Consider the following 20,844-nt stretch of genomic DNA (forward strand, 5'->3'; position numbering starts at 1 on the left):
AAATGTAGCAGAATTGTCAGTATAAGTAAAAAAATACCATTATGAGGATAAAAAAAGAGGGTACTTGATGAAAAGTACCCTCTTTCTATAAAAGATAATCAGCAAGTTATCCCTTGTAGAAAAGCCATTTTGAAAGCTCTTTGTAGCTTACTTTTTTTCCATACATCAGGATTCCTACTCTGTAAATACGTGCTGCCAGCCAAGTAGTAGCTAAAAAGCCTCCAATCAATAACGCCATAGATAATGCAATTTCCCACAATGGTGGATTAAATGGCAGTCGGATAAGCATAATAATAGGGGAGGTAAGAGGAATAATAGAAGTCCAGAATGCAATAGAACTATCCGGATTCTGGACAATATAGGTAGCTATTACAATAGAAAAGATAAGTGGAACACTGATAGGAAACATAAACTGCTGTGTATCTGTATCTGCATCCGAAGCTGCACCAACTGCTGCAAATAATGCGCTATACATCAGATAGCCAAAAAGAAAGTAAAAAAGCAGACAAGCAATAATCTTGGTGAAGTTGATAGTTGCCAGACCTTTATAAATATCTTTTGCCTGTAAACCAGGTTTCTTTTGAACCTCTTTCAATTGTGATAGACCAGGTTGGCGATTTTCAACTTGCTGCATCATGGTTTGCTGATCTATACCCAGAGTTTGTGCTGTTCCATAGATAATTCCAAATCCCAACAATAACCATAAAAGAAACTGAGTCAGACCTACCAGAGCAATACCGATGATCTTGCCCATCATTAACTGGAAGGGTTTGACAGAAGAAATCATAACTTCTACAATCCGGTTGGTCTTTTCTTCGAGAATGCCTCGCATCACTTGCACACCATACAGGAATATAGATATATAGATGATGAAGGCTGATATGTATCCAACAATAGAAGAGGCGATTACATTGCTCTCCTGTTCTTTTTCTTCTTCCAGATTGGCGGTATTAACAGCTATTTCATACGATTCAATTTGTTTTAACAGATCTGTATCTATATTGGCTTGTTTCAACTGTAAATCCTGTATTTTTTTCTGGATAGTTTCCTGTACTTTATCTTCTACTTCAATGCTGGCACCTTTTTTGGAAAAAAGTTCAACTTCCCGATTATGCGTTTTATCCAAAATAGATTTTGGGATGTAGAGTACTGCGTAATACTTATCCTGTCTAACTTGTTCCTTTGCAACTGCCAAAGATGTATTGATAGGAGCAAAGCTAATATTTTTGTTGTTTTCAAAGCTTTGGCTAAACAAACCACTCTCATCGATGACGGCAATGGTTCGTTTTTCTCCTTCACGTAACATCAGATAAGCTGGAACGATGTAAATACAGGCAAGGAGAACAGGACCTAATATAGTCATGATCAGAAAAGATTTTTTGCGGACACGTACCAGGTATTCACGTTGTATAATCAGGAAGATAATTCTCATATTTCAGGCTTTTGGTTTAATTGTTTGATAGGTTAAAAAAAAGATGGATCAGTATTAACTATCAAACAGTAATAGCAGATGGTTCAATGGGTGTTCCCATTCCTGTGACACTTCGGATAAAAATGTCATTCATGGAAGGGATATTTTCAATGAATGAATGAATCTGAATTTGTGGTATCAGTATCTGTAATAAATCATTTGGTGTAGCTTCATTGGAAATCTTAATTGACGCCTTTATATGATTTTCTTCGAGTTGTTGCAGATCAAGCAATTGAAATTCTGATGGAAGTGTTCCCAGAGAGCCTTCTCCTTCTAACACATAGGTGTTGGTTCGGTACTGCCGTCTGATTTGTTTGGTTGCTCCATCCAGTATTTTTTCTGACTGATGAATCAATGCAATGTAGTCACACATTTCTTCTACGGATTCCATACGATGGGTTGAAAAGATAATGGTACAGCCATTTTGTTTCATTTGTATAATTTCATCTTTTATCAGATTGGCGTTTACCGGATCAAATCCGGTAAAGGGTTCATCTAGTATCAGCAACTCAGGTTCATGTAGTACTGTAGCAATAAACTGTACCTTTTGTTGCATCCCTTTCGACAGGTCTTCTACATTTTTATTCCACCATTCCTTTATATCAAATTTAATAAACCATTGTTTGAGTTTATCTGTTGCTTCTCGCTTTGTCATGCCCTTGAGTTGTGCCAGATATTGTAGTTGTTCGCCTACTTTCATTTTCTTGTAGAGGCCTCGTTCTTCTGGTAGGTATCCAATACGCTTAATATGGGCAGGGGATAGCTTTTCTCCAGCAAACAGGACTTCACCTTTGTCTGGTGCGGTGATTTGTGTAATGATGCGAATTAGTGAGGTTTTACCTGCACCATTTGGGCCTAGTAAACCAAAAATGCTGCCTTTAGGAATTTCAATGCTTACATCATTAAGGGCTGTGTGGTTTGCATAGCGTTTTGTAATATGGCGTGCTGAGAGAAGACTCATAGAAAATACTCAATTAGAGAAGTTAAGGATGTATTGCCTGAGTTCAGGAAACTTTGGCAAATTAGGGAAATCATTCTTTAATGAAAAACGATCTCTAGGGTAACCTTTTCGGAAAGGTATATAAATAATCTGTTGATTTGTATGGTTATCACTAGAATACTTGTAACACTGATTATGTCTCCATTGTATTTGACTGATCAAAAGGGCAGAACTCATGAGAGTATCTACTGGCAATAATGAGCATGTTCGCCTATAGAGAATGAATATTTCTTAACTTTTTTTATCTTCCTTAAAACTTTTCTGCATCACTGGGCATCTACAGAGTATATTTTAACCAACCTGATCCTGTTTGGAACCTAAACTTTACACTGATTCGTGGATACGTCAAGCCCAGCAAGGCAGCCAAGCGGACTTTAACCGATTGGTGAAGTATTGGTATCCACGCATTTACAACTTCACTTATAAATATTTTGCCGACCATGATATGGCTATGGATATTACCCAGCAAACGTTTATAACTGTTCATAAAAATCTTTCCGGACTTCAATCAGTTGAACAATTTCGTAGTTGGTTATATCGGATTGCTACCAATTGCTGCCATCAGGAGAGTAGAAGGCAAAAGCGAAAAAAAATGTTTTCATTTAGCTTTTGGCAACGGGATTCTGATAATGACAAAGAAATTTCTATTGATGACAGATGGGTTGCTGAAGCAGATGTAGAGACAGAGCGAACAGAAGCAGCAGAATATGTCCTAAAAGCATTACATGAATTGCCTGCTGAACAACGTGTAGTGGTGATTATGAAAGAATATGAGGGATTAAAATTCAGAGAAATTGCTGCTGCATTGGACGTATCCGAAAACACTGTTAAATCCAGAATGTATTATGGTCTGGAAAACATGCGGAAGCAATTGGAGAAATGGAAGGTAACCAAAGATATGATCTATTTTTAAAATACTCTAAAGCCAATATTTAGTAAGATTAAAAGTTGATAAATAAAGATTATGAAAAGTGTTACTAAAAATACGCTGATTGCTTATTTGTATGGTGAGCTTGATGAAGCAGAAGCAGCACAGGTAAAACAATATCTGGAAGAAAATGCGGCTGCCAGACAGGAGTGGGAGCGGTTGTCTTCTACCAGAGTAAAACTTCAACAAGTAGAAGATGAGTCAATTGAAGAACCCATTTTTTGGAAACAGCAGAAAATACAAACAAATACACCTGAAGGGAAATGGAAGAAATGGGCTGTAGCTGCTGCCATCTTTGTAGGAATACTATATAGTGTTGCCTGGATGAACATACGAATAAGCCTGCACAATAATGAACTATCGATAAGATTAGGAAAGGATAGTGAAACCAGTATAAAGGAAGTGGTACCAGCAGCAAATACATTGGCTTCGATTACTACATCAGACACAGCAAAGCTATCACAAATACATACTATAACTAATGATAGTGTTGCCCTCAAGCGAATTGTATTACTGGAGCAAAAGCTTCAACGCCAGATTTATGCTCTTCAGATGCAGCAATCTGTATTGCAAAAGCATCAAACAGGACTAACATCAGAACAGGTGGCTGGGCTAATGAATGATTTACAACAGGAAAACTTCGAAACAATGCAGCAGCTCCTTTCCTCTGCAGGGCAACAACAACAACTATATTCTCAGCAATTATTAACGCAGCTTACTGATTATCTGGCTTCGCAACGCAAAGACGATCTGCAAAAGATTAATGCTGTCTTAAATAACATTGTACAGAATACAGATCAGAAACAACAACAGACAGATTTTCTGCTTACTCAGGTAATCTCCAAATTAAACGAAGGGGAGAAAGACAAAGAAGCAAACTAACTAATCTTGATACTCTTCTTATTTGGCGCCAGATAGGAGAAGTAAAAGGGAACTCTCAATTACAATATAAAAAACACTACTATGCTATCATATACAAAAAATATAACACGTCACATTCTGAAAATCACAGGATGTATCACAATGGTTTTATACTCGGTTGTTGTACAAGCTCAGAAAGTAGCAGACACCACCCGGTTTCAACGCGATGAGGAAGTTCTGAGAACTGTTTTACTAGAATACTTTAAAGAGGCCAATCCTGATAAGAAATCCCAGCGAGTAATAACACAAAACGGAGAAGTGCATTATTTTCCTGGATTTGGATTATTGATTTCTGCCCCCACTTATACAAATTCTTTAGGGGTAAAAGTCATTAATGGTGATGCTTACTACTATAAATTTAATATGGATGAAGAAGATAGTGATGACGATGATACTAATAAAACACCACCCGCTACTAAAGTTATAGAAAAGGAACAGATCATAACACTTATGAAAGGATTTCTGAGTAGTTATGGAAATTTATTTGGTTTTGTAAAGCCAGGAGAGAAGATATTCTTTTATTACGATAAGAGATATGACCAGGAGAGGAAATATAATTCTCAGGACAAAACAGCAAAACCTGAACGTATATTGTTTGAGTTTAGCCAGGAAGACACAAGAATGGCTGGTCAGGACCTGGCTGCTAAAACAAAAGTAACTGTAGAACCTATTGATAAAACCAGTAAACCAGAATATGAGATAATGGGCAAGATCTTTACCAATCTCTTCGGAAATGGGTTTGATAAATCATTTGTTACAGCAGATAATAATTTTGTGTATTTCAATGGATTGGAAAAAAGCACTACAAAGGAGAGATATGAATTTTTTAAAGGATTAGGAGTTATTTATAACTTCTCTGTCAATTACAATAGAAGTTTAAAGATTTATGGAGTTGCTACTATGAATACAAGTAGTGATGTCAGTTCAAATCACAAGAGCATGACTATCACCAGACCTGCAATTGCTGGAAGTGGTGCAGTTACAATAGTTTCAGAATCAGAAGAAGAAGTGACAACTTCTGCAAAATCTGAAAAAGGAAAAGCAAAGAATAAAAGTAAAAAAGAAGATAAATCTTTAGAACCTGTACAAGTTATGGGTACCGCCTCTTCCAGTGAGAAGACTGGAAAAAGCAAGGATACTCAGACAAGTGTACAAGACTATGCTAGCTTTATTAATGAAGTAAAAGCCTATATGATTGAATATGGTCGTACACTTCGGACACTAGCTCCAACCGAACGACTTGTGGTAAATATTTCTATTAATACCTGGAACAAAGAAACTATACCGCAAAAAGTAGAGCTTTCCGTACCGAAAACGGTATTGGATGAATATGATAAACAAGGTTTAACTCTGGCAGAAGCAATTAGTAAAATCAGGGTTAGTGAACAAAAACATAAAGCATCTTCACATAATATTCAATTTCAATGGTCTAAATAGAAAGATTAGTATTACCTTGGATTGGAAAGGCACAATGTTTTTGTAAATACTAAAAAGAACATATTATGGAACTTACAGAATACAAAAAGCAAATTATCCAATCTTGTCGTAAAGCCTTAGAGGCTTCCGAACAGGTAACCCAACAGACTATTACTCAGAGAATAACAGATGCTACAGATAGTGATGAAGAAGGATGGAGTGACAAATATGAGTCAAAAGATGAGGAAATGATTGAGGATAACAGACAATTAGAACCTCATATGGATTTTCTACGTCAGGAATTGGTACAATTGGATGGAATTGACGAAGTTGCTATCAATGCTGAAGTAGGAAAATGGGCTGTTGTTATTACAGATTCTATTCATTTCTTTATTGGAGTAAGTACACCATTCAAAGTAAATGGAGAGGATTTTATGGCTATTTCCACTAACGCTCCTATTTACTCCGTTATGAAAGGTAAAAAAGAAGGAGATAAATTTAGTTTTAATGGAAAAAACTATAAGATAAAGCAGGTATTCTAAGGAGTTTATTAAAATAGTTATAAAAGTGCCTTGTTAGTCTCATATATTATCTGAGATTACCAAGGCACTTTTCTTTGTTTATAGTTTAGCTCACAACTTTGAAAGATATGAGAGATAAAAATATTCAAATCATAGCATAATATGTAAATACTATACACGTGTAAGGTTCTGTGATAATTTTACATTATTTTGAGTTGTAATTGTTTGGTGTTACCTGAAATCATGCTGATAAATTTGAGAAAGGGATAAATAGGACTAAGCTAATGGGTTGAATATTAAGTATATGGTTTTTAAGCTATAAGTTTAGTCTGATTTTATTGCAGATGGAAGAAAAATACATTTTATTCATTTTCAATTATCAATAAATTATGAATAAGTTTTTCTTTACGTTTGAGAATAGATTTTTTTTTGAGTAAATATTACTGAATTGATGAAAGTTTTTTAATAGATTCAAATGCTCAAGTCATTATTGATCAGTATATTATTCCCAACTAAAGGATATTCAGTAAAGTAGGTACACTAGTAGCTGCTTAAAACTGTAAATAGTTTTCTTTAGTGATCTGTTGTGTCTGAATATAAGCAGGCTACTAAATTGTAAAAATAGTAAAGTATTATCTTGGAAAGAGGTAACACTAATTTGTGTATAAACGAAATCACTGCTCCTTTAACTTTCATCAAATGAATAAACATTTACGGGCAATTATTCTTTCTTTTCTTTGTCTGCAAGCGATTGCACAGAGTAATGTTAAAGATAGTTTGTTGGCATCCTTGAAAAGATCAGAGATAGAACAACGTAGCTTCATTCTCATGGAATTAGCTGAATTATATCAAACTTCTGATCCTGATTCATCCATAGTGTTGGCTAGAGAAGGCTTGGCTCTGGCTCGTCATATGAAGAATGCCGATAATATAGCCTTGGGTCTTTACCGGATAGGAGTTGCGCATCGAATGAAAGGAGAATACAAGAAGTCAGAAGAATACTTTCTGAAATCACTCGAAATCTGTAAAACTATAAATAATGAGAAACTTATCGCTGCAAACTTAAACAGTATCGGCATTACGTATGTAGGGTTAGGGATATATAGCAAGGCATTGGAATTTTATCTACAGGCTTTGAAGAAAAGAGAAGATGTACATGATTGGAAGGGAGTTGCAGCTACTTTAAGTAACATTGGTATTGTTCATACACAACAGAAGAATTTTTCCAAAGCCTATAATTGTCATACACAAGCATTAAAGATACTGCATTCTATACCTGATTCCCGTCAGGATGCAGCTGCGGTCCTGGATAATTTTGCCTACTTATATAAAAAGCAGAAAAACTATGCAAAAGCATTGGAAACCTATAATGCTATCTATAACACATTTATGTTAGTAGGAGATAAGGTAGGTGTACACTCTTGTTTATTGAATATGGGAGATATTTATTTGGAACAAGGTAATTCAATAAAGGCATATGAATATTATTCTCAGGGATTACATCTGGCGCAGGAGATAAATGCAAAAGATGCTATCGCTCAGGATTTGATTGGGTTATCAAGAGTTTATACTATTACAGATAAACTTATTGACGGATTAGCTGCTGCAGATAAGGCTTTGGAATTGGCTAAAGAAAGTGGCGCAAAACAGATTGTTAAAGAGGCAAGCCTGATGTTATATAAGAGGCATAAAGAATTAAAAAACTATAATAAGGCTTTGTATTATTTTGAAGTGGCTCATGCTGTGGATGATAGTATTCTGGTGACAGAAAATGCCAAAGTTGGTTTTGCCTTGCAAGCTAATTATGATCTGGAAAAGAAACATACCCAGATGGCATCAGTACATCAGATCGCACAGAAAGCATTAACAAAATATGCTCAGCAACATTACCTTTTTCTGGGAGTTTTATTGGGAATAGGGATAATTGTTTACTTATTGATTCGTAATATTCTACAGGAACGAAAGATAGATCAATTATTAGTAAAGCAAAAGATGTCAGAGTTAGCCTACCTGAATGCACATAAAATACGTGGACCCGTTGCTTCGATTCTAGGGTTGGTTACCTTATATAATCGAACTAACCTTGCTGATGATTTTAACCAGGTTGTTATTAGTCATATTGATACTTCTGCAAAAGAACTAGACCGTATGATACACGAAGTGGCTAATAAGACCCAGTTGGTATATCAAATGCACGAACAGAATGGAGAAAGAATTGAGTTGTAAATTAAACAGCTAAAAAGAAAAGGGATTTATAACATAAATCCCTTTTCTTTTTAGCTGTCTGTACTGAAATTAGTCAACAATAATTCGTTTAACTACTTGCTGATTATCACCAGAGAATATAACTACATATAACCCCTTACTATACAAGGTAAAATCAAATTGGGATTCATATGGGATATTTATTGTTTCATAGACTTTAGTTCCTGCAGAGTTATAAATCTGCATTTTTACTTTTTCTATTGTCAACCCAACACTACGAGTGATGTTTATAAAAGATGTTGTAGGGTTAGGTGAAACTTTTATGGCATCAGCTAGCTGATTTGTATTGCCAATAACTATCAGCTTTTTAGAAAGAGTATCAGAATTACCTACTGTATTGGTTGCCTGCAAAGAAACTATATATGTACCTTGTTTTGTATAGGTATGTGCAGGATTTTGTTCTGTGCTTGTTGTACCGTCTCCAAAATTCCATAGCCACTTAACTGCATTGTGACTCGAATCTGTGACTTTCAACATCTCATTCAATGTCAGATCAAGTGTGTCTTTATTAATAGAAAAGTTGGCTATATTCGTACGAATGACTTGAATAGTGTCCGAATACATATCAATACATCCGTTGATATTAGTCGCCTGCAAAGAAACTATATATGTACCTTGTTTTGTATAGGTATGTGCAGGATTTTGTTCTGTGCTTGTTGTACCGTCTCCAAAATTCCATAGCCACTTAACTGCATTGTGACTCGAATCTGTGACTTTCAACATCTCATTCAATGTCAGATCAAGTGTGTCTTTATTGATAGAAAATTCTGCATCAATTTGTAAGATTTTTATCGTTACAATAACAGGGTCACTTTCTATTATATAGTCAGATGCTGTAACATAAAAGATAGTATCTTTATAGATTCGTCCAAGATTAAATGAAGTGCCAATCGCTAAAAAGTCGAAATTTGTTGAATATAGTCCATATACAGTTCCGTTAGAGGGTTTTAATATAACCGAGTCTCCAGCACATATTGAGACTGGCTGAACTACTGGTTTAGGACTTAAAATTCCAGGAAAAACTTTTATAACCTGAGCAACACTATCCTGACACCCCTTTGCATTTTCGCTTACTAAAGTTACTCGATAATCACCTTTTTTTGTATAGGTGTGTGAGGGATTTTGTTCTGTGCTTGTTGTACCGTCTCCAAAATTCCATAACCATTTCACTGCATCTGAAGTCATATTGGTAACCTGCAGAACATCCTGATCTGCAATGCCCAATGAATCTTTATTTATTTTAAAACGTGATTCAAATATATTGACACTTACAGCCACAGGATCACTTTCATATAATGAATCGGCATTGGTTACAAAGAATGTAGTGTCTTGTTCCACATTATCTATTTCCAGTTCGCTTCCTATAGAGAGTGCTTTTAATGTTCCGTCTGCTTGTTTTTGGTAAAATTTAAATGTCTGACCAGGTGAGGGTGTAAGCATAACTTTTGTACCCCGACAGGTTGTAACATTGGCGATTACAGGTTTAGGACTACGATTGATTTCAATAAATTTGGCTAAAGCCGCATCTGCACTTTTCTGTAAGTCAGCTAAATTATTACCACCTAGTATCGCAAATGCTACCACTACAGAATCTCCATCCGCCAAATTTTCGATTTTAGCTGCCAGCATATGAGCAATATCATCCGTTGTGGTAGCTGTTTGGGCACGCCCAACCCCACTGCTGATTGCCTGAAATTTTTCTGTGTTGGTAAAACCATCAAAGATGTTTATTCCTGATGTGTTGTCAAATGCGTAGTAATTAGGTGTTTGTTCTGTTAGTAATCTGACACCTGCATAAGGGAAACTGCCTGTAGGGTTAAATGCATAGCCTAATTTTCTGCCAGAATCCCAGCCAGCCTGATTTTGCTTACGTTCGCCTATTTCCCAGTCTGCAAATAGACCAGTGTATAAAGAATCAAGCTTACTGCCACTCTTATTTGTTATTTTATATTCAATAATTACAAATTGATCATTAGGGGCATCTTTCCATGCATAAGTCTGGTGTTGTATTTCAACTCCAATTCTATCTTCTTTATACCAGTTTTCCTGAATAATACCTCCTGTGAGAATATCTGTTAATTTATAGTCCTGAAATTCTACATTACGAACAGACTCAAAATGTTGATTGGTATTATATTCGGTAGCTTCATTCCGGATACAATCTGAGACATGGGTTTCGTCTGTTGCAACAATCAATCCTGCCTCAAATAAAAGTTGTTGATTTTGTATACGGATCCCGTTTCCTTTCCCCTGCTGGTTGGCAGCAATCCCTGAACTCCAAAATGAATAGGCATCTGAGAAACCTAATCTCCCATTACTGGTGGTAGTAATTTTGGTTTTATTGATATTTATATCCAGATAATCTGGATTAATAAATGTTGTCCATGTAAAACTTCTAGTATAAGAGCCGTCTGTCACTGTTGCTGTAAATGTAACTTCTGTATTAGCAGGTACATCACTCCCAACTGTAATCTGGAATGGCGCTGTATTGGCAATACTGGCTCCAGTGGCTACAGCCCCAAAAATGATTGTAGGATTGGATATGGTAATATCGGAAGAATTGGATGTCAAGCTGATTTGAGCATTCGTTAAGGGAGATGCTATATTTTTGATGTTTACAGTCAATTCATTTGTTATACCAGAAAGTAGATAGGGTTGGTTTTTGGCATTTGTACTGCTAATTCCTGTAAGGGTAATGGCTTTGGAAACAGTCGCTGTCAATGCTTTGTATACATTAAGACGCCCACTACCTAACATCCCAATGTATTCACTATTACCTGCTAAATTATAAATATCATCTGTAGTGGCAATTAGGCGTTGTGCTATTTCTGTTGCTGATAATTCTGGATACATAGAGCGAACCAGTGCAGCAGCACCTGCTACTATTGGACTTGAATAAGAGGTACCACTATCATAACTATACGAATTGCCATCTACAGGACTGATTATATCCTGTCCGGGAGCAGCCAGATCAACTTTATCATTGAATGCTGAGCCTCCCTGTGTTCCCCAACGCAGGTCAGTAGAACCTGTTGCTGCCACAGAAATGACATTATCGTAAGATGCTGGCCACCAATAACGAGATACTTTACTGCCTTCATTACCCGCAGATGCACAGATTACTACATCATGATTAATAGCTGCATAATTGATTACGTCTTGCTCTAAGGAAGAAGCGGGGCCAACTCTTCCCCATGATAAGTTAATAACTTTACAGCCCTTCTCTGCCAGATAAACCAAACCTGCATATCCGGCAAAGTTCTGAGTATATGTATCAAAAGCAGTTATTGGAATAAAAGGACAATTTATGGCTACACCTGCTATACCCAAACCATTATCAGCCTGTCCAGCAGCACACCCTGCTACTCTTGTTCCATGATTATTGGCCAATAAGTTAGTGGAGTTTTGTATAATATTCCATCCTGCATAGTTATCAGTATAACCATCCTTATCATTATCTATACCATCTACTGGATCTGCAGTATTAAATGAGACTTTATTTTTAATATCTTCATGGTTAATATCAAAACCAAAATCAACAATGCCAACTACAACATCTGGACTTCCTTTGTGAATATCCCATGCCTCATAGGCTCTAATATTTTTTAATGCATATTGGGCACCTGTAGTTATCAAAGGGTCATTTGGTGTATAGAGAGGTTGGTAACCTATATAAAGAGGTTCGGCATATTCTATTGTTGAATCTGATAGTAATGTATTTATGGCTGACTCCAGATCTTGCTTTTCTGGTAATTCAATCCTATAGATTGTTGAAAGATCGACAAATGATTGTCCATTTCGGAGACGAGCTTTTGATGTGCTAGTACTTTGCTGAGTTGGAAAAAACTTTTTGATCTCACTTACTCCTAACTTTTGTATTGTGCCATTGGTTTTGGGAGAAGGCTGTATTGTACGACTGTTGGCACTGGTAGTTGATCGTAGTTTTACAACAACTGTATGTGCCGCATAGTCAGTTCGCTTTAGCGATCTGTCTAATGTGAAATGCCTTGTTTGGGCAAACAGCTGCCCTTGAATAACCCAAAGGCATAGTGTAATCAGTAAAATTTTAGTTTTCACAGCTGTAGTATTTTGGAACAAATGATTACTCAAAGCACTCTATCAAACAGGTTTCTCCATTTGAGCTTTGTTCATTACAAAAATACTAGGTTGGAAAGCGCTTGTGCTGTGCGTTATTTGGAGGAAACATACACTTAACAGGTTCTGTCATTTATCGTGAATAGCACCTTTACAAAATCCTGTAAGAATATCTAAGAAATAAGTTATTTTCAGATAAAAAGAGACGTAGCCTTACCCGGGATTTTTATGTCTTTATTTGTTTTATTGCATTTCCTGTTAGTAAATTTCCCGCTCTGAAATACAAGAATATAAGAGAGTAACCTGAGAATATATTTTAACTTTTTATGACTGCACAAATTGAAAAAGTAACAGGAATGATTCATCAGTATGTTGAATCAATTGGATTAACACAGGAACAGGTTTTTGATTTTGAGAAAAACACATGGCGATGGCGTAAAGGATCTGCCAGTATCGAGGTTTTTATTCAAACTATTCGTTTTGATAATGGTGGGAGTAGGGATTACCTCCGTATTTTCTCTCCTCTTCTACAAATTCCAGCCAATGACCTGCTTTCTTTTTATCGGCATTTGTTGCAGTTAAATGATACAAATCTGGGAGTAAAAATTTCCATTATGCCTAATAGTAACTGGGTATATGCTACCTATGAGCGGGATATTCGGGGGATGGACTATCATGAACTAGCAACCTGTATAGCTGATATGGAGTATTGGGCCGATACACTGGATGATGAGTTGAAAAACGCATTTCCTGACTGGAACAACTGATATGATAAATCTGACAAAAACGTAACTGCGTTTTATAGTGAAGGTACACTGATCCATTATAAATATGTATATTTTATGTAATTCTTCTGTGTATATATTTATCTGCTGACTTTTTATTGCGTTCCTATTTAAAATATCTGGAGTCATAAATAGCATTCTTATGATTGAGAATATGTGTTAGATTCTCTTTCTTAAACTTTTTGTTGGTTGTAAAGGTTACAAAAACATATACACTTATCCATACACTATTATGTCAGATGAACAAAGCTCTGAAAAACTGGACCGTATTATAGATGCGCGTATGAAGCTGAAGGCTCGTTTTGAAGAAAAGATGAAACAGACTCCTTCGGTTTCTGATAATAAACCTTTGGGTACCGGGCCTACCAACAGACATGGTATGCCTCAGGTGCCTGTTGGGCAGCATGTAACTGAAAAGTGGCCTGTGTTAGATTTGGGATACCAACCCAATATTCCATTAGACAAATGGAGGTTAATTGTAGATGGTGAGGTGGAAAATCCTGTAATGCTTACCTGGGATGCATTTATGGCTTTGCCTCAGACAGATGATACCTCTGATTTTCATTGTGTCACTACCTGGTCAAAGTTAGATATGCACTGGAAGGGTGTTCGCTTTATGGATTTGGCTGCTTTGGTCCAACCTAAGGAGACTGCTACACATGTTATGTGTTATGGATATGATACCTACACTACCAATATTTCTTTAGAAGAAGCTTTGAAGCCAGATGTATTGCTGGTTCATACTGTAGATGGCACCCCCCTGCCTCTTGAACATGGAGGACCTGCTCGGGTTATTACTCCTCAATTGTATGCATGGAAGGGGTCAAAATGGATCAAACGAATTGAATTTTTATCCGCTAATCGTTTAGGATTTTGGGAAGAACGTGGTTATTCCAATACTGCTTATCCCTGGCGTAATGATAGATATAGCTGATTAGTAAAATAAAATACCTCAAAGAGATCCTTTGAGGTATTTTATTTTAGTTGAGTTTTTTCAGGAGACTTCTTGGAAAGATTACTAATTTGATCAAAGAAAAGCTAAAAAGCATAACCTAGCATAATACCTAATCGCAAAGTCAACAGAAGTTTAGATTTAGGCACATTCTTAAAAATAGTATCCCATTCAGGTTTATTACTCCATTGAGGATTATAATGGCGATAGGCGATACCTAGTCCTGCAAATCCATCTAATGTAAAACGATTGCCTTTATTCTTCTTATTTGTTCGGCTTGGATCTTGTAAAAAACGATCCCCAACCATAAAGCTATACTCATATCGATTTTCGTCTGCCTGAATAACAAGATAAGAAGAATTTATATCTTGAACATTGGCCTGATGGTTAATACCCGTAAACCGGAGCTCATGAGCTATATAGAGCATACCAAGGTTGCCATCTGGTTGATAGAATTTTTGTTTAATGCCTATAGAAAATCCTCTTGAATATTCTACATTATCTGCAATATTATCATTGCTGGTAAAAAAAGGGTTTCTGTAAATAGTGGCTGTAAATTCATATCCAAGACGTTCGTGCATATAATACTCAACTGACAAAGGTAGACTTGGATTTGACTGCCAGAACATAGCCAATGGATTAAGACCAACAATAAAGGCACGATATTCATTCGGCTTTGATATAAAATGCCAGTTGTGTTTTCTGGGAAGTCGTAACGAAGGTTTATTGTAAGGTTGATTTACACGTGTTATAGTATCTGTAATGATTACAGAATCAGTTGGGTTAATACTGGCAACTGGTATTTCATTTTCATAAAATGCCTCATAGTAGCCAGCAACGCCTCCATCAGGTTTGTATAATGTCCAGAGTCCTACACGTTTGTCATTTTCGAGATGACCCTCCATACGGGGCTTTCCATCTTTATAGATACCCTTATATAATCCTTTGCCATCAACGAAGACACACTGGCCTTCCAATGTTCCATCATCTTCATAAAAATACTGCCATTCACCTTCATATAAACCGTTCCGAACGGAACCTTTGGCTTTTAATTTGCCATTTTCATGGTATTCTATATAATTGCCATCTTGTTGTGTATGATTTAAAGCTCCTCGTGTAGTCCCATTTGTATAAAATAGATTCCAGATTCCATCTTCTTTTCCTCCAGATTTTTTTCCTTCCGCTGCTATGGCTCCATTGGGATGATAATACTTCCATTTGCCTTCCTGTATTCCATTTTTGTATTCTCCTTCCTGAATCAATTTTTCATTTTCATCATAAAACTGCCACAACCCTTCTCGTACTCCTTCTTTTTCTGGACCCTTGGCTTTGAGTTTTCCATTTTCGTAATAATAACTCCATAGGCTGTCACTTTTTCCATGGGTAAGTAATCCCTGCATGCGAATAGTACCGGATGCATAAAATTCCCGGTACCAGCCATTATCATTATTTAGTGTGGCTTCTGCTTTCTTTTTACCATCCTCATAGAAATATTCCCACAATCCTTCTTTGTGATCATTGATATAGGTACCACGGTTTTTCAGATTCCCACTCTCATAATAATAACTCCATTGGTTGGTGCGAATCTCATTTTGAAGGGTTCCTTCCATTTGAAGGTTTCCATTTTCATAATAGTAGCTCCATATACCATTTTTCCTGGCATTCTGCCAATTGCCTTTTATTTTTAGTTTACCATTTTCATAATAATAGGTCCAGTTTCCATCAGGAACTCCTTTCTTATAAGTCCCTCTGGATCGTACTTTCCCATTTGCATAGTAATTTTCGTATGGCCCTTGTAAATAAGGAGGCTTGGTGTTGGAAATAGTATATTTCTCTTTTACATGTTCTTTACCTTTATCATAATAGGTAATTACCTGTTTGGTCTGAGCTTTCACGACAGGGCATAAGAATAACATGAGCCATATACTTACAATGGCTAAAAGTGTACTATTTACCGTTTGAGAATCGGTAACAATCATCTGCTCAAAATAAAATTTGCTAATTCTCCAGTTTGAGTTATTTGTCTGGAGGATTTCTAAAATTAAAAAATAGGCTATTAAATAGTTTGAATAACCTCATCTACCCAACTCTTGCCCCATTCAACTTTTTCTTCTTCCGACCACAGTTCTGGGTAGAAAATACGTTTTTGGAAGCGTGGAGGAAGGTATTGTTGCCAGTTGGTTCCGCCAGTTGCTGCAATTACTTTTTGATCTTTGTGAAGATAACGGGCTGCTGATTTATAATGTGCCAGTGTCCAGTTTACATTGGCTAATGCATCAAATCTGCGTAGAGCATTAATTAATTCAGAACTTTCGCCTTGTTCTAATGTAATCTTTCTATAACGCATCCAGAGGTTTTTACTCTCATACTCTTCAGCTAATTTAATTAATGTTTCAGCATATTTTTTCTCAAATTGCTTAAGAGTTAACGTCTTTTGCTTAGTTGCCAGTTCTGTAGCTCCCATTTTCCAATACAAATGCTCATAAAGCTCAGCAATGGTAGAATCAGAAGGAAGTTGATGGCGCTGCTCAATTTCGACCAGATTACGAAATCGTGTTGCTCCAATCTCTATCATCCGGTATTGCACAGATTGAAATCCGCTTGCAGGAAGCAAGGACATTCGATATTGTAAAAACTGAGACTTATCCATTCCTTCAATCATTACATCAAAGGATTGCACGAGAATCTCAAAGTAACGGCATATTCGTTTTATTCTTTCTGTAAAGAATGCTATCGTCAGTGCTTCGTTATTGGCAATTTGCTGTATCTCCCATAATACCAATTTAAAATAAAGTTCGGTAGATTGGTGAAACGTAATGAATATCATCTCATCTGGGAAGTCTGTTCTGGGATTTTGCAGAGATAACAACGTATCCAGATGGACATAATCCCAGTAAGTCAGATAGTCTGCATAGAGCAGACCCTGCAGATAGGAAGGCATATCCTGACCCATTGCTGCATATTTTTCTTCCAGGGCTTTTAAAAGTTCGTCTACCTTTTGTTGTGAATTTGTTGAGTTCTGCTCCATATGACTTATATATCAAAGACTATACAATTCCGAGTATGTTTCTCAGAGTTGGAATAAATGTAAAGTTTTCAAAATTACACAAAATACATTCGATATGATTTTTTTGATCCTATTTATTGATCCGTTAGACAATTGTTAGGTTACATATTGCTCAGTTATAGATTGTTATTTTATGAGGCATTAGTAATAGAATTAGTATACTGATCAACGTAAGATATAGACGAATTGTGTATCTAAGACAAGATTTAGTGAAGTGGGATTATTTTAATAGATTAAAAGGATAATTTGCAAATAAACTCTATCTGGTTTGTATTTATTGAATTTTATTAAAAATTTCCATTTTTTAAATGTTGAAAAATTATTTTATTATATTGAAATGGTTTTCTTTTATACTTATTTTGACATACTTTGTGATATATAAACTATGCTCTGTCTCTGTAACGAGGGTTTAGCAAAAATTTTTGCAAATTCAAATACTTACAATTTAATTGTGACATTGACCCATTTTTTAGCTGTACAGGCAGAGCATTTTTATACTAATTTCCTTCTTCAAAGAAAAAGCGGGTATGGATATGGCTTGTGTTTGAGGAGAATGACTACATGTGATAGATACTAAAATGATACCTGGTTCTTTGTAAATAAATTATTTTGATGGCGATGGTAATTTCTATGGATGTTTCTGCTACAGAGGAATTGTATAGTGACCAGTATACTACTGTCTATTTTTTGTTAGTTCAAAAAATAGCTGTTGTTAAAGTACATAATGCTTTTGTACCCATGAGCAACTATAGAGAAGCCTTGAGGCAAATTGCAGGATTTGCAGAACAAAGGCAGATAAATAAGTTGATTATTGATGCCCAGAACTTAGTGGCTTACCATCGTCCTTCAGTAGATTGGAGCTTTACAGATTGGAAACGGCAAGCATTTAATTATGGACTTTCTGTCTATTGTTATGTCTTACCTAGAAATGAAGAATATCAGAAGAAGTTGAAAAATGAGATACAACGGATTAATAATGCGAATCCAGAGCTTGGATTCTTAAAACAGATCCGAATTTCTTTTTGTGACTCTCTGGATGAAGCTATAATGGAATAGTTTACCTATTCAAATATTATTGTCTTATTTCCTTTGATAAAGACGCGATCTTCCAGTACAAGTTTTAGTGCTTTAGCCAGTACAATTTTCTCAACGTCATGACCTGCCTGCGCCATATCTGATGCCGTTTTGGAGTGATCAACATGAATAACATCCTGCATGATGATAGGACCTTCGTCCAAATCCTCATTGACAAAATGTGCTGTAGCGCCTATAATCTTTACACCTCTTTCAAATGCTTGTTTGTATGGATTGGCTCCAATAAATGCAGGCAGGAACGAATGATGAATGTTTATCATTCGATTGGTATACTGGCTTGTGAATGCAGGCGTTAATATTCTCATATACTTAGCTAGAATTACATAATCTGGTTGATATAATTGAATGGTTTTCAGTACTTCTGTCTCATGATCTTCCCGTGATAGGTGTTCATGTGAAATAAAATGAAACGGAACAGAGAATCGTTCTGTAAGTTCTTGCAGCAGGGTATGATTGCTGATAACTGCAAGTATATCCATAGTAAGATCCTGAAATTTATTACGTATCAGTAAGTCACTCAAACAATGGTGTTCTTTGGTGGCTAAGATAACTACCTTTTTTGTTTGGGTTGTAGTAAGAGAAATTGTGCTATTATCAGGTAGAAGACCTCGTAAGCCCTGTAAAATTTTATCAGGCTGAATATTGCCGGAAAACTCTGTCCGCATAAAGAAATGACCAGTTGTACGATCTACAAATTCATCATTTCGGATTACATTTGAATCATGATGATAGAGTACCCCTGTAATTTTATGAACCAATCCCTTGGCATCAGGACAATCAATTCGCAAAATATAAATAGAATTGGCAGCAGACATGTGAGAGTATGATAGTATAAACTTCCGATGATAGTTGTAATGAGGGTCTTATACTGCAATGATACAGGATTCCTGGTGTAGATGATGTGTGTAAAAGGTGGAATTTTATTTAATTATTTTTTAACGCAGGATTTTTCTGGGATAAGTCGGATATTTGCAAAGGCTACTCTACTCTTGTTACAATCCAAGTAAAATGTAGAGATTTCTGTATTTAGACTCTTAATGATCATGCGTATTTTGCATACTGCAGACTGGCATATCGGACATCGTCTTCATGATAATGAACGATATGATGAACACCAACTGTTTCTGGATTGGTTGTTGACAGTTATAGAAACCTATGAAATAGATCTTTTGATAGTTGCCGGAGATATTTTTGATAATGGATATCCTTCACATGAATCACAAAGCCAGTATTATCAGTTCTTACGTGGTCTGGCTCAAACTAATTGCCGAAATACAATTATAGTTGGAGGGAATCATGATTATCCTGGAACACTGAATGCACCACGGGATATTCTGGAATTGCTTAATATTAAGGTTATAGGAAAGGCATTTCGGGAACTTAAATACCAGATTATTCCTATCCATGATTCACAGAAGGAATTGCAGGCAGTGGTTTGTGCGGTTCCTTATCTGCGTGACAAAGATATCCGGCAAGCGATTGTAGGAGAGAGTTATGAGCAGATTGAGGAACGAATTAAGGAAGGCATTATTAAACATTATCAGCAGTTAGCAGAAGAAGTGACTTCTTTTCGGTCTACTAATGTTCCAATTATAGCTACAGGTCATTTGTTTGCACTGGGTGGAGAACCTTCGGCTCCCTCTGAAATGAGAGAATGTAGTGAAAAACCTATTCATATTGGTACCCTGGGAAATATTTCGGCTGCTGATTTTCCGACTGTTTTTGATTATATCGCTTTAGGACATTTACATCGGCCGCAACGAGTAAATCAGCAGGATCATATTCGTTATTCCGGTTCTCCGCTTCCATTAAGTTTTAGTGAGTTTACAGATAAAAAGACAGTTTTGGTGCTGGAATTTACAGACAATAAGCTTACGGAGGTTGTTCCTGTAGAAGTTCCACAATGGAGACGCTTGGTGCGATTTAGAGGTACATTTGAAAAGCTGGAAAAAGATATCAAGGATTTTGATGATTCGGGGCAATTAATGCGTGTCTGGGCAGAAATCAAGGTGGAGCTGGATTACTATGAACCTAATATTGTACAAAAACTTCAGGACCTTATTAAAGATCGTAACATAGATATACTGAAACATCAGGCTATTTATACCCATACACATTTGTCACTGGATGAACAGATTGGTTTGGAAAAGGCTTTGTATGAATTAAGTCCGGAAGAGATCTTTGAGAAAAAATGTGAAAGCGAAAGTCTTGATCCTGAAAAATATCCGGAGATGTTACAGGCGTTTCGGGAATTATTGGAAGATGAAGACCATTCCTGAGTTTAATTCTGTTTCTGCGATTTATTAAAACTTACAGACAACCAGTTTT

The 20,844-nt window shown here is 36.2% G+C and carries 15 protein-coding genes; 9 read left to right on the forward strand and 6 right to left on the reverse strand.

Going from position 1 to position 20,844, the window contains the following annotated elements; translation table 11 throughout:
- Positions 1-106 precede the first annotated feature (106 nt).
- Together QNI15_RS06360 and QNI15_RS06365 are read right to left on the reverse strand one after the other, a co-directional pair.
- Complete coding sequence (locus QNI15_RS06360) at positions 107-1,432, reverse strand: ABC transporter permease (protein WP_314004062.1); 1,326 nt, start codon at positions 1,430-1,432, stop codon at positions 107-109.
- A gap of 61 nt (positions 1,433-1,493) precedes the next feature.
- Positions 1,494-2,432, reverse strand: coding sequence for an ABC transporter ATP-binding protein (locus tag QNI15_RS06365; protein WP_314004059.1), 939 nt, complete (start codon positions 2,430-2,432; stop codon positions 1,494-1,496).
- Between the two features lie 349 nt (positions 2,433-2,781).
- Here QNI15_RS06365 and QNI15_RS06370 point away from each other — a divergent pair, with 349 nt between their 5' ends.
- The 5 genes from QNI15_RS06370 (at position 2,782) to QNI15_RS06390 (ending at position 8,483) form a co-directional block, all read left to right on the forward strand.
- Positions 2,782-3,384 carry an RNA polymerase sigma factor gene (locus QNI15_RS06370; protein WP_314031065.1) on the forward strand — a complete coding sequence of 201 codons (603 nt, stop codon included), beginning with the start codon at positions 2,782-2,784 and terminating at the stop codon, positions 3,382-3,384.
- Positions 3,385-3,435: 51 nt separating this feature from the next.
- Entirely contained in the window at positions 3,436-4,281 is an 846-nt protein-coding gene (locus tag QNI15_RS06375; RefSeq protein WP_314004055.1) for an anti-sigma factor family protein, read from the forward strand.
- Between the two features lie 81 nt (positions 4,282-4,362).
- The gene (locus QNI15_RS06380) at positions 4,363-5,757 is read left to right on the forward strand and encodes a hypothetical protein (protein WP_314004052.1); all 1,395 of its coding nucleotides are present in this window, start codon (positions 4,363-4,365) and stop codon (positions 5,755-5,757) included.
- Between the two features lie 65 nt (positions 5,758-5,822).
- Positions 5,823-6,278 (forward strand): hypothetical protein, encoded by a 456-nt coding sequence (locus QNI15_RS06385; RefSeq protein ID WP_313985867.1) that lies wholly within the window; start codon positions 5,823-5,825, stop codon positions 6,276-6,278.
- 678 nt (positions 6,279-6,956) lie between these two features.
- Positions 6,957-8,483, forward strand: coding sequence for a tetratricopeptide repeat protein (locus tag QNI15_RS06390; RefSeq protein WP_314004049.1), 1,527 nt, complete (start codon positions 6,957-6,959; stop codon positions 8,481-8,483).
- 69 nt (positions 8,484-8,552) lie between these two features.
- On the opposite strand, the gene QNI15_RS06395 is transcribed toward QNI15_RS06390, so the two are convergent.
- Entirely contained in the window at positions 8,553-12,599 is a 4,047-nt protein-coding gene (locus QNI15_RS06395) for a PKD domain-containing protein (protein ID WP_314031066.1), read from the reverse strand.
- A 344-nt stretch (positions 12,600-12,943) separates the two neighbouring features.
- Between QNI15_RS06395 and QNI15_RS06400 the strand changes: the two genes are divergently transcribed.
- Together QNI15_RS06400 and QNI15_RS06405 are read left to right on the forward strand one after the other, a co-directional pair.
- Positions 12,944-13,384, forward strand: a complete 441-nt coding sequence (locus tag QNI15_RS06400; protein WP_314031067.1) for a YbjN domain-containing protein — start codon at positions 12,944-12,946, stop codon at positions 13,382-13,384.
- 250 nt (positions 13,385-13,634) lie between these two features.
- The gene (locus QNI15_RS06405) at positions 13,635-14,336 is read left to right on the forward strand and encodes a sulfite oxidase-like oxidoreductase (protein WP_314031068.1); all 702 of its coding nucleotides are present in this window, start codon (positions 13,635-13,637) and stop codon (positions 14,334-14,336) included.
- 104 nt (positions 14,337-14,440) lie between these two features.
- On the opposite strand, the gene QNI15_RS06410 is transcribed toward QNI15_RS06405, so the two are convergent.
- Both QNI15_RS06410 and QNI15_RS06415 read right to left on the reverse strand, forming a co-directional pair.
- Positions 14,441-16,333, reverse strand: a complete 1,893-nt coding sequence (locus QNI15_RS06410) for a toxin-antitoxin system YwqK family antitoxin (RefSeq protein ID WP_314004974.1) — start codon at positions 16,331-16,333, stop codon at positions 14,441-14,443.
- Positions 16,334-16,410: 77 nt separating this feature from the next.
- Entirely contained in the window at positions 16,411-17,382 is a 972-nt protein-coding gene (locus QNI15_RS06415) for a tryptophan 2,3-dioxygenase family protein (RefSeq protein ID WP_314004972.1), read from the reverse strand.
- Positions 17,383-18,051: 669 nt separating this feature from the next.
- On the opposite strand from QNI15_RS06415, the gene QNI15_RS06420 reads away from it, so the two are divergent.
- Entirely contained in the window at positions 18,052-18,477 is a 426-nt protein-coding gene (locus QNI15_RS06420) for a hypothetical protein (RefSeq protein WP_314031069.1), read from the forward strand.
- 5 nt (positions 18,478-18,482) lie between these two features.
- Here the strand turns inward: QNI15_RS06420 and purU are convergent, their stop codons facing one another.
- Entirely contained in the window at positions 18,483-19,331 is an 849-nt protein-coding gene (gene purU / locus QNI15_RS06425) for a formyltetrahydrofolate deformylase (RefSeq protein ID WP_314004969.1), read from the reverse strand.
- A 228-nt stretch (positions 19,332-19,559) separates the two neighbouring features.
- Here purU and QNI15_RS06430 point away from each other — a divergent pair, with 228 nt between their 5' ends.
- Positions 19,560-20,795 (forward strand): exonuclease SbcCD subunit D C-terminal domain-containing protein, encoded by a 1,236-nt coding sequence (locus tag QNI15_RS06430; protein ID WP_314031070.1) that lies wholly within the window; start codon positions 19,560-19,562, stop codon positions 20,793-20,795.
- Positions 20,796-20,844: the final 49 nt, after the last annotated feature.

This window comes from Xanthocytophaga flava (assembly GCF_030068545.1).
Lineage (GTDB): Bacteria > Bacteroidota > Bacteroidia > Cytophagales > 172606-1 > Xanthocytophaga > Xanthocytophaga flava.